This window comes from Vibrio sp. 1CM8B, assembly GCF_023161685.1.
Taxonomy (GTDB): Bacteria; Pseudomonadota; Gammaproteobacteria; order Enterobacterales; family Vibrionaceae; genus Vibrio; species Vibrio coralliirubri.
The window spans coordinates 345,517-361,677 of sequence record NZ_JALNTU010000002.1 but is presented as its reverse complement, the minus strand read 5'-3'; the positions used below and the strand labels follow the sequence as shown (position 1 = coordinate 361,677).

The 16,161-nt window shown below is 46.2% G+C and carries 9 protein-coding genes; 6 read left to right on the top strand and 3 right to left on the bottom strand.

Annotation, left to right across the window (positions count from 1 at the left end; genetic code table 11):
* Positions 1–134: 134 nt before the first annotated feature.
* Together MSG36_RS05385 and MSG36_RS05380 are read left to right on the top strand one after the other, a co-directional pair.
* A complete protein-coding gene (locus MSG36_RS05385; RefSeq protein ID WP_248366617.1) occupies positions 135–2,237 on the top strand; it encodes an alpha-galactosidase in 2,103 nt (700 codons plus the stop codon).
* Positions 2,238–2,339: 102 nt separating this feature from the next.
* On the top strand, positions 2,340–4,034 hold the full coding sequence (locus MSG36_RS05380) for a solute:sodium symporter family transporter (protein WP_248366614.1): 1,695 nt from the start codon (positions 2,340–2,342) through the stop codon (positions 4,032–4,034).
* 93 nt (positions 4,035–4,127) lie between these two features.
* Here MSG36_RS05380 and MSG36_RS05375 read toward each other — a convergent pair whose 3' ends face one another.
* The gene (locus MSG36_RS05375) at positions 4,128–5,468 is read right to left on the bottom strand and encodes an MATE family efflux transporter (protein ID WP_248366611.1); all 1,341 of its coding nucleotides are present in this window, start codon (positions 5,466–5,468) and stop codon (positions 4,128–4,130) included.
* Between the two features lie 278 nt (positions 5,469–5,746).
* Positions 5,747–6,829, bottom strand: coding sequence for a sn-glycerol-3-phosphate ABC transporter ATP-binding protein UgpC (ugpC, locus tag MSG36_RS05370; RefSeq protein WP_193841559.1), 1,083 nt, complete (start codon positions 6,827–6,829; stop codon positions 5,747–5,749).
* A gap of 296 nt (positions 6,830–7,125) precedes the next feature.
* On the opposite strand from ugpC, the gene MSG36_RS05365 reads away from it, so the two are divergent.
* The 4 genes from MSG36_RS05365 (at position 7,126) to MSG36_RS05350 (ending at position 13,580) form a co-directional block, all read left to right on the top strand.
* A complete protein-coding gene (locus MSG36_RS05365) occupies positions 7,126–8,046 on the top strand; it encodes a sugar ABC transporter permease (protein ID WP_050619981.1) in 921 nt (306 codons plus the stop codon).
* Positions 8,046–8,897, top strand: coding sequence for a carbohydrate ABC transporter permease (locus tag MSG36_RS05360; protein WP_050644910.1), 852 nt, complete (start codon positions 8,046–8,048; stop codon positions 8,895–8,897). The genes MSG36_RS05365 and MSG36_RS05360 overlap by 1 nt, the downstream gene beginning before the upstream one ends.
* Positions 8,898–9,074: 177 nt before the next feature.
* Positions 9,075–10,301: an extracellular solute-binding protein gene (locus tag MSG36_RS05355; RefSeq protein WP_050649667.1), complete on the top strand. Its 1,227-nt coding sequence runs from the start codon at positions 9,075–9,077 to the stop codon at positions 10,299–10,301.
* Positions 10,302–10,463: 162 nt separating this feature from the next.
* Positions 10,464–13,580 carry a beta-galactosidase gene (locus MSG36_RS05350; protein ID WP_248366608.1) on the top strand — a complete coding sequence of 1,039 codons (3,117 nt, stop codon included), beginning with the start codon at positions 10,464–10,466 and terminating at the stop codon, positions 13,578–13,580.
* Between the two features lie 173 nt (positions 13,581–13,753).
* Here MSG36_RS05350 and ygjK read toward each other — a convergent pair whose 3' ends face one another.
* Positions 13,754–16,147, bottom strand: a complete 2,394-nt coding sequence (ygjK, locus tag MSG36_RS05345; RefSeq protein WP_248366606.1) for an alpha-glucosidase — start codon at positions 16,145–16,147, stop codon at positions 13,754–13,756.
* Between the last annotated feature and the right edge of the window lie 14 nt (positions 16,148–16,161).

Below are 16,161 nucleotides of genomic sequence, written 5' to 3'. Positions count from 1 at the left end.
ATTCGATCTTGTGCAAATTTTAGCAACGAATAAGTGTTTTTAGATCACGTTATTTAGCCATCTTGGTACTAATTTCAGTCTTCAGGTTCACTATTGATCTTAGTTTGTGTTTACGAAAACAATAGGGATTGGCTATGAGCGAATTTATTCATCTAACAAGTAAAAACCACAGTTTGATCATCAAATCGGGCCGTACTCCAGAGGTTCTTCACTGGGGCGCTAAGATCGCCAGTATTGATGAAGATCTTTTGTTATCAACCGAGAGACCGATCTCTCAAGCACGCCTTGATGTCGATGTACCGCTTTCTCTTTGTCCTGAATTGGGTAGCGGTCATTTTAATGCGCCGGGAATAGAAGGGCATCGTGATGGTTTTGATTGGGCTCCCGTTTTTAATACCGTCCGCGTAGAAGCTCAGGATCAGCAAGCCACTTTTGTTCTAGAAGACACCGTGTCTAAGCTTGAATTGACGGTCGAAATTAAACTGGATTACGAGTCTAATGTGGTTCAAAAGCGCATCACAGTAACCAACAAAGGGGGCAGTAAATACTATTTAAATAAGCTGTCATCAACGTTGCCGCTGCCAAACCACGCCAATGAATTGATGACGTTCCATGGTCGTTGGTGTCATGAGTTCCAAACGCAACGTCAGCGTTTTGAGCATGGTGGTTTCATGCAAGAGAACCGTCGCGGTCGTACTTCACATGAAAACTTCCCCGGCATGTTTGCAGGAACGCAAGGTTTTTCAGAGCAGAACGGTTTGGTGTGGGGCTTCCATTTAGGTTGGAGTGGTAACCACCAAATGCGTGCTGATGTCCGCAGTGACGGCCGCCGCTTTGTTCAAGCGGGAGAGTTATTGCTAGCGGGTGAATCGATTCTAGAGCCAGAGGCGACTTATCAGACACCTTGGCTCTACGGCTGTTACAGCAATTCTGGTTTGAACGGTATTGCTCAGCGTTTTCAGCAGTTTGTTCGTGACAACATTATTCAATTCCCTACCGATAAACCTCGCCCAGTGCACTTGAATACTTGGGAGGGTATCTACTTCGACCATAAACCGGAATACATCATGCAGATGGCAACCGAAGCCGGTGCGATGGGCGTTGAACGATTCATTATTGATGATGGTTGGTTTATTGGTCGTGATGGTGAACGAACGGCCTTAGGCGATTGGTATCTCGATGAAGTGAAATACCCCAATGGCTTAGAACCTGTGATTGAACACGTTAACCAACAAGGGATGGAGTTCGGGTTGTGGGTTGAACCTGAGATGGTCAGCCAAGACTCAAACCTATACCGTAACAACCCTGATTGGGTCCTAGGTTTACAAGGTTATCATCAACCCTCTGGTCGTTGGCAGTATGTTTTAGACTTGCAGAATGAAGCGTGCTTTGACTACCTGTTCTCTCGCCTTGATGCGCTTCTGACTACGTACAATATCGGCTACTTAAAGTGGGATATGAACCGTGAATTAGTTCAGCCGGGCCACCAAGGTAAGGCGGCGGTGCATGGTCAAACTCAAGCCTTGTATCGTCTCGTTGATCAACTGAATCAAGCACACCCTAAGGTCGAGATTGAATCTTGCTCATCAGGCGGTGGTCGCATTGATTTTGAAATCCTAAAGAGAACACATCGATTCTGGGCATCCGATTGTAACGATGCATTGGAACGCCAAGCCATTCAAAAAGGCATGAGTTACTTCTTCCCTCCAGAAGTGATGGGTGCGCACATTGGCCCTGCTGAGTGTCACTCAACCAATCGTCGCCACAGCATCAATATGCGTGGTGTCACCGCTTTGATGGGGCATATGGGTGTTGAACTTGACCCGGTTAAAGAGTCGCCACAAGAGAAACAAGCTTTCTCTCACTACATCTCTCTGCACAAGCAGTTCCGTCATATTTTGCACTCTGGCCGTAGCTTCCGTATGGATCCTGCGGACAAAAACCAGAACATCTATGGGGTGCAGAATGATGATGAAATGCTGATCACCGTGTGTCAGTTGGCGATGCCTGAATACGCTCTGCCATCACCACTTCGTATTAGCTGCGTGGAAGACAGTGCGCTGTATCAAGTGACGTTGGTGGAGATGCCACAAACCAGTTTCCAACTCATGAAGCAACGCCCTCAATGGTTAGATAAAACACTGACTTTAAGCGGCGATAACCTCAAAGAGATTGGATTGACCTTACCTATTCTCGACCCGGAGTCTGCCTTGATTGTGCATCTAAAAAAGATGTGAACCTCTGACTCTGAGTACCCCTACAAATAAAAATCTAAATATAAAAATTATAATCGGCAGCGAGGTATTGCTGCCGCAATAACTCAACTTAAGGAAAACAAAATGTCTATTACCGTTCTGCTGTCATTTTTGTTATTTACTGGGTTTGTAGTCGCGTTTACCTACAACAAAGTGAAAAATGACAAAAACACCTCACAAGATGGTTTTTTTCTTGGCGGAAGAAGCTTAACCGGTGGCTTAATTGCAAGCTCACTTATCTTAACGAACTTGAGCGCAACCAGTTTCGTGGGCATGAGTGCGCAGTCTTACACCCACAACATGAGTGTAATGGGTTGGGAAGTGGCTTCTGGTGTCACCTTGGTGATTATCGCTTTGATGTTGGTTCCTCGTTATTTGAAGCAAGGCATCACCACCATTCCTGATTTCTTAGAGAGCCGCTACGACATGTCGGTGAAGAAGTTTGTGACGTTACTTTTCTTGTGCCAATACGTGATCAACATTTTGCCTACCACACTTTACGCGGGCGCCGTTGTTTTGGGTGAAATCTTCGATGTTCAGGCCCTGCTAAATATTTCAGAGTTTAGTTCAATTACACTTATTTCGGCGACGATTGGTCTACTTGGCTTCTTTTACGCGATTTATGGTGGCTTAAAGGCGGTTGTAATTGCAGATACCATTAATGGTGTAGGCTTGATTGTCGGCGGCATGATGATCCCTGTGTTTGGTTTAATGGTGTTGGGCGAGGGGAGTTTCGGAGCTGGCTTGGATATTCTGCTTTATGCGGCGCCAGAGAAGCTTCAATCTGTGGGTACAGAAAGCGATCCACTGCCGTTCTCAACATTGTTTACTGGCCTGCTTCTGGTGAACTTGTACTACTGGGGTACTGACCAATCCATCATTCAACGCGCATTAGGTGCTAAGAACCTGAAAGAAGGTCAGAAAGGGGTCATCCTTGCTGGTGCGATTAAGGTTATCTCTCCGCTGTTCTTGATCATTCCAGGCATCATCGCGTTCCATATGTTTGGCGCTGATGCGGGTAATCCAGACACCATGTACACCCGTTTAGTGAATGAAGTTTTGCCTAAGCCGCTGGTGGGTTTCTTCGTTGCGGTGATGTTTGGTGCGATTTTGAGTACCTTTAATGGTGTGTTGAACAGTTCAACGACTCTGTTTGCATTGAACGTGTATAAGCCATTATTCGGGCAAGGTAAAACGGACGAAGAGCTAGTGGGTAAAGGACGTATTTTTGGTGTCGTGATTGCGATTATCTCGGTATGTATCGCACCATTCATCATGTACGCGCCAGAAGGTCTGTTCCAATACCTACAAATGGTGGCAGGTTTCTTCAGTGTGCCAATCTTCACTATCGTGTTTGTCGGCTATATCTCTAAACGTGTACCCGCTGTAGCGGCGAAAGTGGCGTTGGTGGTGTTTGTAAGTTCTTACGCTGCAATGCAGTTGGTGTTCAAAACTCCGATTCACTTCCTACATCAATTGGCGATTCTGTTCGTGGTGTGTACTGCGTTGATGTTCATCATTGGTTACTTTATGCCGCGTGAATCTGAGTACGTGATGCCAGTCAATGAGAATATTGATGTGACACCTTGGGCGTTCCGTTTCGAGGCTTCGGCTATCATTCTCTACATGGTATTAGGTGCTTACGTGATGTTCTCTGATGTGGGCTTTGTCTCTGATGATCCAACCATCATGCAGGTTTACGGTGTGTGTGGCATCGTGATGTTAGTCGGTATTTTTGGCCGATTAGCAAAGCGTAAGAAAGCACTTGCGACCGCGTAGATGAGTTCGGGCAATTAAAAACAAAAACGCCGTTCTTTGGAAATAGGAGCGGCGTTTTTCGATCTTGTGAAGATAAATGGAAGGCTAAAAAGTCTAAAAAGAGAATCGAGTCCATTTCTTAGCTCGCCAGCGATAGGCCATGATGATTCCGCGGAACCACTCGTCCATCGCGATTGCCATCCATGCACCCAATACGCCATAACCCCAGTGAACGCCAAGCAAATAGCTCATGGCAACCCCAATGCCCCACATGCTGAGAATACCCATTTTGATCGGGAATTTAATGTCGCCAGCGGCCTTTAGACAAGAGATAAAGATCAGGTTAAATACTCGGCCAGCTTCAAGAATGATGGAACCTGCAATCAGTGCAGCAGTTAGCGCAATGATCTCTGGATCTTGAGTGAACAGATCGAGAATTTCAAAACGGAACACATAAACCATGCAGGTAATCGCGGTTGAGGCGATAAAGCCAACCACAAAGTAGCGTTGCACGCGCTTGGTGATCTCGTCGATCCAACCCTTACCAATGTAATAGCCTGTTTGGATTTGGCTGCCTTGACCAATCGCCAGTGCAAACGCAAAAGAGAGGCGAGCGATGTTTTGTGCGTAAGTAAACGCAGCCAGTGAAGAGGTGCCCATCTGCACGACAAAGAAGGTAATGCTGATCTGAGCCATGTTATAAGAGAGCACTTCTCCGGCGTTCATCGAGCCGATCTTCATGATTTTTTGATAGATGGCTTTCGGCACAGATTTAAACTGCTTCACTGGTAGATCAATACCTTTGCTTCTGACCACACCAATCAAGATCAACATCCCTATCACTTGGCTAATGACGGTCGCGGTCGCAACTCCTTGCACGCCGTATACAGGCAAACCAAAAGGTTGATATAAGGCACAGTAGTTACCGAATACGTTGATAACGCCTGCAATCATGTTGATCACCATCGGTGACTTTGAATAGCCATGACTGCGCAAAATAGTGGTGAGAACCACACCTATGGTTACATTGAAGGTGAGAGCACCACTGATGAACAGGTATTCTTGCGCATACTGTTCGACTTGAGGTTCGAGTTGATAAAGCGGGATAAAATATTCAGCAACAAGAACAGCAATCACACTCAGTAACACACCGGCAATAATGGCCAGAATGATACTTGCTACACCCACGTGAGCGCTCTCTTGAGTGCGAGAGGCACCATTGTATTGCGCGATTAAAATACCCGTACCACTGCTGACCATGGTCGAGACAATGATCAGGAAAAAGGATATCTGAGAAATAACACCAACGGCAGACACGGCTTTGTCCGAGTATCCCGATAACATGAATACATCACTGGTGTTGAGTGCGGTTCTTAAAAGAACTTCGATAAAAATTGGCCAGGTGAGCGCAACGATTCCCATACGTTTATTTAGGGTGGAATCAGCATTAGGCATTTAGGTTTTCTCAAAAAAGGGGTAGGCGACACTATAGTTTAGCGATTATTTAGTAAACGACTATCAAATTAATGTCCGGAAGGCTAATAAGGATAAATAAAATTCGAATAAGTCTTCAGAACCCAATATTTCAGTGAGAGTGATGAAATTTTTGAGTGGGATTTCATAAGCCATTAAGAGGAACAAAATGGGAGCAAGTGATTGCTTGAAACGAACGGAAAGTGAGTTTGAAAAGTGGCAAAGCTAGCGACATCGAGCTAGCTCTACCGTTTTAAAGTCTAGTTAATTCGTTGCCCTTGATCATCGAATAGGTGGCAATCTTTTGAGGAGAAATTCAGTTCAAGCGATTGGTATCGAGTCACCTCTTGGTCTCCTGGTAGGTGTACCTTAAAGCTATCCACGCCACAAGACTGGCCAAACATATAAGTGCTGTTCCCTAGTCGCTCGACCACCTCACTTTGAAATTCAATGGTGATATCGGAGCCACTGTTAATCTCTAAATGTTCAGGTCGAATGCCCAGCGTGATGCTTTGTCCCTCTTTTAATCCATCACTTGGTAAGGGGAGGGTAATTTGGCTGACACCGTTAACGGCGAGTTGGGCGTGTGTTTCTGAGGTGCTGTTAACAACACACGGTAAGAAATTCATTTTCGGTGAGCCAATAAAGCCAGCCACAAATTCATTTTGAGGAGAGTGGTATAGATCGAGTGGAGAGCCGACTTGTTCAACACGACCATCTCTTAATACCACGATCTTGTCTGCAAGCGTCATGGCTTCGACTTGATCGTGCGTAACATAAATCATGGTATTTTGCAGATCTTGGTGCAATTTGGCGATTTGTAAGCGCATATCGACGCGAAGTTCAGCATCGAGGTTCGAGAGCGGTTCATCGAATAAGAATACGCGAGGGTTGCGAACTATTGCTCGGCCGATCGCTACACGTTGACGCTGCCCACCTGACAGTTCTTTCGGTTTACGTTTCAATAAAGGTTCTAGTTGGAGCGTCTTTGCCGCACCGGTGACTTGCTTTTCAACGACTTCCTTCGCTACGCCATTCATTTTGAGGCCAAAGCCCATGTTTTCTTCCACGGTCATGTGTGGGTAGAGTGCGTAGGATTGAAATACCATTGCTACACCGCGCTCAGCAGGATCGACATCGTTAACAAGATCGTCTCCAATATGAATCTCGCCTTCAGTGATTTCTTCTAAGCCAGCAACTAAGCGTAAGAGGGTTGATTTTCCGCAACCTGATGGTCCAACGAATACGACGAATTCGCCATTATTTATTTCTAGATCAACACCATGGATGGTCTGTATATCACCATATCGTTTGATGACCTTTTTTAAGCTGATATCAGCCATGCTCTCTCCTTGCTTCGTTGGACTACATCTCTTTGCCTTTAAAACATACGCTTTCATCAGAAATTTGTTAGGTGCCTCGCATGATTTATTGATCATTGTCATATAAATCCTGCGATCTATACTGATTTTTGTGAAAACGTTTACATAAATAAAACATAACTGTGCGTAATGTTATCAATAAGCCTAATATTTGAACGTAATCATTATAAATGCTGAGCTACTGATTGGGATTTATAAATTCAGATGGAAGTTAACCAAGAAGTAAACCAAGCTTTTAATACAAGGAATTTTGGGAAATGGAGCAATCTGTGAAAACGATATACCCAGAAAATCGCACCCCATCAGCGAAGAAGAAAAGGCGCATCAGTTCCAAGGTCTCGCCTTGGCTGTTCTTGGCACCAGCCATCGCTATCTTCTCTCTCTATGTTATCTATCCCATCTTGGACAGTATTTGGCTGAGTTTTTTTGAGTGGGATGGATTAGGTGAAAAAGAGTGGGTGGGGCTTGAGAACTACCGTGAGCTTTTTGACTCAGATGCTTTTTATACTTCGTTAACGAATAACTTCCTTTGGTTGATCTTCTTTATGCTTGCGCCACCCTGTGGCTTGGCGATTGCCCTTTTCCTCAATCAACAAGTGAAAGGCATTCGTGTCGTAAAATCTCTGTTTTTCTTCCCGTTCGTTATTTCTCAAGTGGTGGTAGGCCTCGTATTTGCTTGGTTCTATGACCCCTCTTTTGGCCTTTTCAATATTGCACTTGGGTCGCTTGGCTTCGAGCCAATTTCGATACTTGCTGACGAAGACTATGTGACCTACGGAATCATCGCTGCTGGCTTATGGCCTCAGATCTCTTATTGCATGATCTTATATTTAACGGGGCTGAATAACCTCGACCCTGAACAATTAGAAGCAGCTCGACTTGATGGTGCAAAGAAGTGGCGCATGTTGTGGTATGTGGTGCTTCCACAGTTAAGACCCGCAACCTTTATCGCCGTGGTTGTCACCGTGATTGGTGCTCTGCGTTCATTTGATTTAGTGGCGACCATGACGGCAGGCGGCCCTTGGGGTAGCTCGACAGTACTTGCGTACCAGATGTATGAAGAGTCTATTTTTAACTATCGAATGGGTTATGGTGCAGCGGTTTCTGTGGTGCTATTTCTGATTATGGATATCTATATCGCTTACTTCTTGTGGCGCATGTTAAGGAGTGAAAAATAATGTTTCCGCAACCAATTCAAAAAGCCGGTCGCTTTACCAACATTAGCTACCGAGTTGCACTGCCTATTTCCATTGTGATGTGGTTATTACCACTTATCGCCGTAATGATGACCTCGATTCGTTCGATGGAAGACATCAACAAAGGTAACTACTGGGGCTGGCCAAGCGAGATTCAGTTCATTGAAAACTACACTCAAGTATTTACCTCAACGTCGATGGGGCAGTATCTCATCAATAGTTTAATCATCACATTGCCAGCGGTTGCTGGTGCCGTGGCGTTATCTACGCTGGCTGGTTATGCCTTGGCTAAATACAACTTCAAAGCCAATGTGTGGATTTTTGCGATGTTCATCGCGGGTAACTTTGTTCCCTTCCAAATTCTGATGATTCCAGTGCGAGATTTAACGATTGGACTCGGTTTATACGACACTCACTGGGCATTGATTTTTTTCCATATCGCTTTCCAAGCCGGTTTTTGTACCTTGTTCATGCGCAACTTTATTGTTGGGATCCCTGATGCCTTGATCGAAGCGGCGCGTGTTGAAGGGGTGAGTGAATGGAAAATATTCTGGCATGTCGTACTCCCTCTGGTTCGCCCTGCTTTAGCGGCGTTAGCCGTATTGGTGTTTACCTTTATTTGGAACGATTTCTTCTGGGCTCTAGTACTGGTTCAGAGTGATGACGTTCGCCCAGTAACAGCGGGTTTGAGCTCACTTCAAGGCCAATGGCTGGCGTCTTGGCAGTTTATGTCGGCGGGTGCCGTGGTCGCGGCTATCCCACCGGTAGTGCTGTTCTTTACCATGCAAAAGCACTTTATCGCAGGCCTAACATTAGGTGCGACCAAAGGGTAAATCACGAGATAAGAATCGATACACGAATCTAGCAAGAGCGACGGCTTTAAATCGTTATTGCTACCGACATCCCAAATGGATGAATCATTGAAGAGAAACTAAAACACGAACAACCCTACGAGATAAAACAATAGGAATTGGACTTAGAGAGCTTAGCTCCATAACAAGGACCTCAATATGAAATACGTGAAACATATCGCTGCCAGTGCAGTGCTCGCTGCCTCCATGTCTGCAACATCGTTTGCAGGGACACTCGTTATCAACTCAGATGCTTCTGATCCTGCGCCAAAAGAGGCGTGGGGTGAGATCATTAACCGCTTTGAAAAAGAAAACCCAGATATTACGGTGAAGTACAACTTATACGATCACGAGTCGTATAAAACAACGATTCGTAATTGGTTGGTCACTTCGCCGCCGGATGTGGTTTTTTGGTATGCGGGCAACCGAATGAAAGCCTTTGTTGACCGTGGCCTGTTTGAGGATGTCAGTGATATTTGGGCAGACAACAACATGAAGCAAGACTTTGCGGCTGCCGCGCCTGCGATGACAGTACAAGGTAAGCAGTTTGGTGTGCCGTACACGTATTATCAATGGGGTATCTACTACCGCAAAGACATCTTTGAGCAATATGGAATTGCGGAGCCGAAAACGTGGGATGACTTGAAATCTGCATCTGCAACACTTAAAGAAAATGGTGTAGCGCCGTTTGCGATTGGTACCAAGTATCTTTGGACCGCCGCTGGTTGGTTTGATTACATCAACATGCGTACTAACGGCTTGGATTTTCATATTCAGTTAATGGAAGGCAAGGTGCCTTACTCTGATGAGCGAGTGAAGAAAACCTTCGCTAATTGGGCAGAGTTAGTTGAACCTGGTTATTTCCTAGAAAACCACGCGTCTTATTCATGGCAAGAAGCTCAACCTTTCTTGTACAACGGTAAAGCGGCGATGTACCTAATGGGTAACTTCATCACGCCTAACTTCCCTGCTGAGTTAGATGGCAAGATGGATTTCTTCCAGTTCCCGGTGATCGACCCAAGTATTCCTATGTCTGAAGATGCACCAATGGATACGCTGCACATACCTTCAAAAGCGAAAAACAAAGAAGATGCTCGTAAGTTCCTAGAGTTTGTTGCTCGCGCTGAAAACCAGCAGCTGATCAATGAGATGCTGTTACAGATTCCAACCAACAACAAAGCTAAAGCGAAGTCTGACCCGTTCTTAGACAAAGGCGTCGCGATGTTGGCATCCAGTGATGGTACGGCTCAATTCTATGACCGAGACACCGACCCTGCGATGGCAAAAGAAGGCATGAAAGGCTTCCAAGAGTTTATGGTTCACCCTGAACGAATCGATAAAATCTTGAAAAAACTCGATAAAGTGAGCAAGCGTACCTTTAAGTAATATTTCAATAGCCGCAGGTGTTCTGGCTGCGGCTTTTCTTTCTTCTCTTAAGGGGTTATTGCAAGAGCTGCTTAGTTGGCGTTCGTAATGTTTGAACGCAATGAGGCGCCGAGCATCACTTGCAATGGTTCATGTTAAACGGCTTTTGGTAAGGAACACGTCATGAGAACTTTCTCTCAAATCATCTCAGCCCGTGAGTGGGAAAATCAACACATCACCCATCATAACGTTGTTGAGGCTCATGCCCCTTTAAATAGTTACACCTCGTTGGTTGAGGCTATGACGAAGAGCTCGTCGAGTGTTATGTCTCTCAATGGGACTTGGAAGTTTCAGCTGTTCGATTCACCAGAGTTGGTTTGCGAAGAGGTAGTATCGGAACATTTTGATGATTCTTCATGGAAGTCGATTTCAGTGCCAAGCAACTGGCAGATGCAAGGCTTTGATAAACCGATCTATACCAATGTGAAATATCCTTTCGCTGATAACCCTCCCTTCGTCCCTAGCGATAATCCAACAGGGCTCTACCGAACGCATTTTAACTGTACGGAACCGGAGCTATTAGATACCCATAGGCTGACCTTCGACGGCGTGAATTCTGCATTTCATTTGTGGTGCAACGGCAAGTGGGTTGGCTATTCGCAAGACAGTCGATTACCGGCTGAATTTGACGTGTCTGAATACTTGCAAGTGGGCGAGAACGTGCTGGTAGTGATGGTGCTGCGTTGGTCTGATGGTTCTTATCTCGAAGACCAAGACATGTGGTGGCTCAGCGGCATATTCCGTGATGTGACTTTATTGAGAAAGCCCAAGGTCGCAATCGAGGATGTTGGTATTGAGACTCAGCTAGATGCTTGCTATCGCGATGCGGTTTTAAATATTTCCACGCAAATAACCAAGCACAGCAATGATGTAGAAAGCTGCTTTAAGCTGAAAGCTGAACTTTATGATGCTCAAGGACAGTTGGTTTTCGAACCTCAAATCGTGGGTTTTGGTGAGCGTTATGTCGATGAAAAAGGGCCGTGGTCTGAAGTCGCAGAACACAGCATTTCAGTGATGAACCCGAACAAGTGGAGTGCCGAGTCACCCTATTTATATCGCTGTGTGGTGTCATTGCTCGATGAACATGATGAGCTAATCGATTGTGAGGCTTACGATGTCGGCTTTCGAAGTGTTGAAATTACCGATAGTTTGCTAAAAGTTAACGGAAAACCGTTGCTGATTCGTGGCGTCAATCGTCATGAACATCATCCTGAATTGGGTCACACCATGACTCGAGAGGGGATGATTCAAGACATCAAACTGCTCAAACAAAATAACTTCAATGCCGTTAGAACCGCTCATTATCCGAATCATCCATTGTGGTATGAACTATGTGATGAGTATGGTCTGTATCTGGTTGATGAAGCGAATGTGGAAACTCATGGTCAATTTCCGATGTGCCGTTTATCCGATGATGCGTCATGGTTGAATGCGTACATGAGACGAATGACAAGGCTGGTGGAGCGCGATAAAAACCACGTCAGCGTGATCATTTGGTCGCTGGGTAATGAATCGGGTATTGGTCGCAATCACCATGCGATGTATCAATGGGTGAAACAAACTGATCCAACACGTCCCGTTCAGTATGAAGGTGGCGGGGCAGATACAGCAGCGACCGATATTTTATGTCCTATGTATGCGCGGGTTGATTGGGATTTACCTGTGGTTGAGAGTCAACCACAGGTGACACCTCGCGTGGGCATTCGTAAAGCGATAGCTCTACCAAACGAGCAACGTCCTCTGATTCTCTGTGAGTACGCCCATGCAATGGGGAACAGTCTGGGTAGCTTTGATAAATACTGGCAGGCGTTTAGAGACAACCCAAGATTACAGGGCGGTTTTATCTGGGATTGGGTCGATCAAGGGATCACCAAAACCGATTCGAGCGGCAAACAGTTCTGGGGCTATGGTGGTGATTTCGGCGACGAGATTAATGATCGCCAGTTCTGCATTAATGGCTTGGTATTCCCAAACAGGACGGTGCATCCAACGCTACATGAAGTGAAAAAAGCACAGCAGTTTTATCAGTTTAGACTGGTTTCGACTTCGCCTCTGGTGATAGAGGTGCACAGCGAATACTTATTTGTGGCCAGCAGCATTGAAACGTTGAACTGGACGGTTACCCAGAATGGTGTGGTGACGAGCGATGGTTGTATCGAATTGATGGTTGGTGCGGGCGAGAGTGTTCAGATAGAGCTCAATGGTGTGACTATTCCTCATACGGCCAACGCGCTTAATTACCTTAATCTCGAAGTGGTATTAAACACCAATACTGCATGGGCGGATAAAGGCCATATGACGGCGATTGAACAGCTTAGCTTACCGACTCAACCGCAATTGATGTTGGATGCTAACCTCTCACAATACCCACCGAAAGTGACTGAAACCGACACGCTGCTGACGGTGATTGGTGATGCTTATCAAGTAGAGTTCGACAGATTGTCTGGGACATTAGAGAGCTGGAAAATTAAAGGGGTGGAACAACTTGCTAGTGGCCTTCGAGATAACTTTTATCGTGCACCATTAGACAACGATATCGGTGTCAGTGAAGCAAACCGTGTAGACCCCAATTCATGGATCGCACGCTGGCAGGCGATGAGGCTAGATAGGCTCACTCCAGAGTGCATCGAATTTTCATCCATCACTCAGAAAAATAGGGTGTCGGTGACTGCAAGAATTGCCCATACAGTGGAAGATCAAGTTCGTTTATTGTCGACGTGGCGGTATCAATTATTTGCCGATGGTGAGGTCAAATTAGATGTGGATGTGCAAGCGGCGAAAGGTTTGCCGTCTCTGCCTCGAGTCGGTTTTGAGTTTGCTTTGAAGCATGTGCCTGATGGGGTGGAATGGTTTGGTCGTGGGCCACACGAAAACTACCCAGATCGAAAGATGTCCGCACATCTGGGGCTATATCAGCAACGTATTGAACAAATGCATACCCCTTATATTTTCCCATCTGATTGCGGCTTGCGTTGTGATGTTCGTGAGGCAAAAGTGGGCGCATTCGAATTGCAAGGAGACTTCCATTTCTCAGTCAGTCGTTTTGGGTTACAGCAGCTACAGAAGGCAAAACATACTTGTGACTTAACCGAACAGGAGCAGCTGTTTGTTTATGTCGATGGCTTCCATATGGGGGTTGGCGGTGATGACTCGTGGACGCCAAGTGTCCATGATGAATTCAAATTATTGAAAGAGCATTACCATTATCAGGTGCGCTTCCATTGTGGTGATATAGGCTAACGTGCAGCGAATTAAGTAAAAGGATCATGGTAGACCAAATGGTCTAAGTGCTTGTTGTTCGCTTATTTTGCTTCAGGTGCAAAAAAGGCACTCAGCGAGATACTGAGTGCCAAAGTCTGAAATTTATGAGGTTATCTTTTCATTGAATTCCAGAAGACAGGTATAGGTTCGATTTACTCTGCGTCAGTAAAGAAATCGTTGTAAAGCATGTACAGGTGAGCCGCACTCCAAGAGAAGTTTGGTGCGCCTTGTTGTTCACCGTTCAATGGGTTGTAGTTCTCACGGATAGGACCGTCTTGAACTAATCCATCGGCGTGCTCAAAGAACGCGCCTGCCATTTCAATTGCGTCATCACGGTAGCCGTAGCTGTCCATGCCTTTTAGGCCGAAGTAGAATTGGTCTACCCAAACGCGTCCACGCCAGTAAATGTCTGGGCCGAATGCTGGGCTAGAAAGCGCTGCTGTGCCTAGTGGAACGTAGGTGTTGAACTCTTCCGTATCTTTCATCACAGAGACAACCGCATCAGCGTGACCTTGCGTTGCTGCACCGTTGAACAGTGGTGACCAACCCTCAGGGCCTTTACCACGTTCAACAATCGGTTTGCCTGCACAGCCATTGGCTAGTGGTTTGTCTTCAATGCGAATGTCGTAGAAGAAGTTAGTGCCTTCGTCGAACATACAAGTGTTGATGTAGTTCGATAGGTGCTCTGCTTTTTCACGGAACTCTTTCGCTTCTGCGTCTTTACCTAGAATATCAGCCATTTCTGCTAGGTACTTGTTATCGCTGTACATGTAGCTTGCTTGGTCGACAGATTCTTGCAGCAGAGAGTAGCCGAGTAGTGTGCCGTCTTCAGCGCGGTTTTGAGCGAACTCAACATCCCAGTCGCTGCGCTTACCACCGTTTGCAACGTATGCGTCTAGCTGGTCTTTATCAATGAAGCCAAATGCGGCTGCATCGTCACGACCTGACTCCCAAGATGCGGCTGTTTGCGCTGGGCTTTCGATGTAATCGTAGTTACCTTCTGCAACCACTTTATCCAGTGCTGCTTGGCCTACGACTGTTTCGTGCTTATCGCCACGAACCACGGTGAAGTACATTTCGCCTTCAGGTGTGTTGTGTGCTTTGTCGCGTGCTGCGCCGTATTCAGGAACACCGTTGCCGTTGTTGTCGCGATTACGTAGCCACCAGTCGTGGTATGCCACTAGCTTTGGATACATCTCTTCTAGCCAAGCTTCATCGCTGGTGGTCTTGTAGACTTCCATTACTGCCCATGCTGCTAGGCTTGGTTTGGTATTACGCTCATTCCAGTTACCGCCGTCGCCGCCACGCTCTGGGCTTAGATTGTAAGCGAGTAAGTCTGGCACGTAGCCTTCATCCCAAGGGCGAACGGCATCGTCGGCTTGGATTTGGTAAGCGAACATCGCGCGGATGTTATCTTTCGCTACATCTGGGTTGAAGTGAGCCATCGCGTAGGCTTGTTTCCATGTGTCCCAAGGCCAAGTTTGGTTGCCCGAGAACCAACGCGCCGTTACTGATGGTGTCACAGAGTCAAACTCCATCGCACCTGCTGCGCCACGCCAGTTACCGTTTAGTGTTTCCATCGCTTTTACCGCAACACGCTCTTGTTCTGGTGTTGCGTTCGGGTTGGTTAAGCCCATCTCTAGGTAGCCTTCCCAACGTTCTGCTGATGCAGCTAAGAAATCGGTAGGGTTTGCCATGATCTTTTTGATTTCTGGCTGTTCAGCTTTCGCTTCTTCTGCCGTTAGAACATGCGAATAAGTCGTGTAGATTGTGGTCGATGCTTCGATGTTTGCCGTTGAAGTAAACGCTAAACCATCCACTGTGGTTTGTGTTGGAATCGATTTGTGAACTTGGTACTCAGACTCACCAGAAGTCAGTAGATCCCATGTTGAGCGCACCTTACCAAAGGTTACTTTTAGGCCATCGTCGGTTGCGACGATTTGACGGTCGTACTCAGGGTAAGTTTCAGCGATTGTTTTGTCGGTTTGCGAAACGCCTTCTTTGGCGTGGGTTTTTTCTAGTAGTTCACCATCCCACACTAATTCGACAGGGGAGTCTGTGGTGATTTTAGTTTCTAGTAGAGAGGTACGGTTTGAAGCAAAACGCATCGTCATTTCTACGGTCACATCGTCAGATTTTAGTGCCTGAACCAATGCGCCCGGTAGACTGTAAGCTTCCATAGTGAAAGCCACTTTTTTGCCATCTCTGAACACGCTTAGGCGGTCGAAGTTATCAGCCATGAAGTTGATGTATTCTTCGGTAAGCAGTGCTGTACCTGGGAATCCGCCCATGCCTTCTGCACTGTCTGGCAGTAGGTGACCGTGCCATGCGCCTAGGTCGAAGAATGGGTTAAAGCGTTGGTGGTCATCGAAGTCGTAGTCACGCATGTATTCTGGTGAGCCAGTACGGTCGATAACGTTCTTAAATTGGTTGGCTTGCAGTTGTTCTGTCTCAGAACCTGAGCCAGAGATAGAATTTGATGCACAACCAGTAACGAAAAGGGCTGCACCGATAGCGAGAGCTGCGAATGATTTATTCAGTTTCATGATCAATTCCTGTT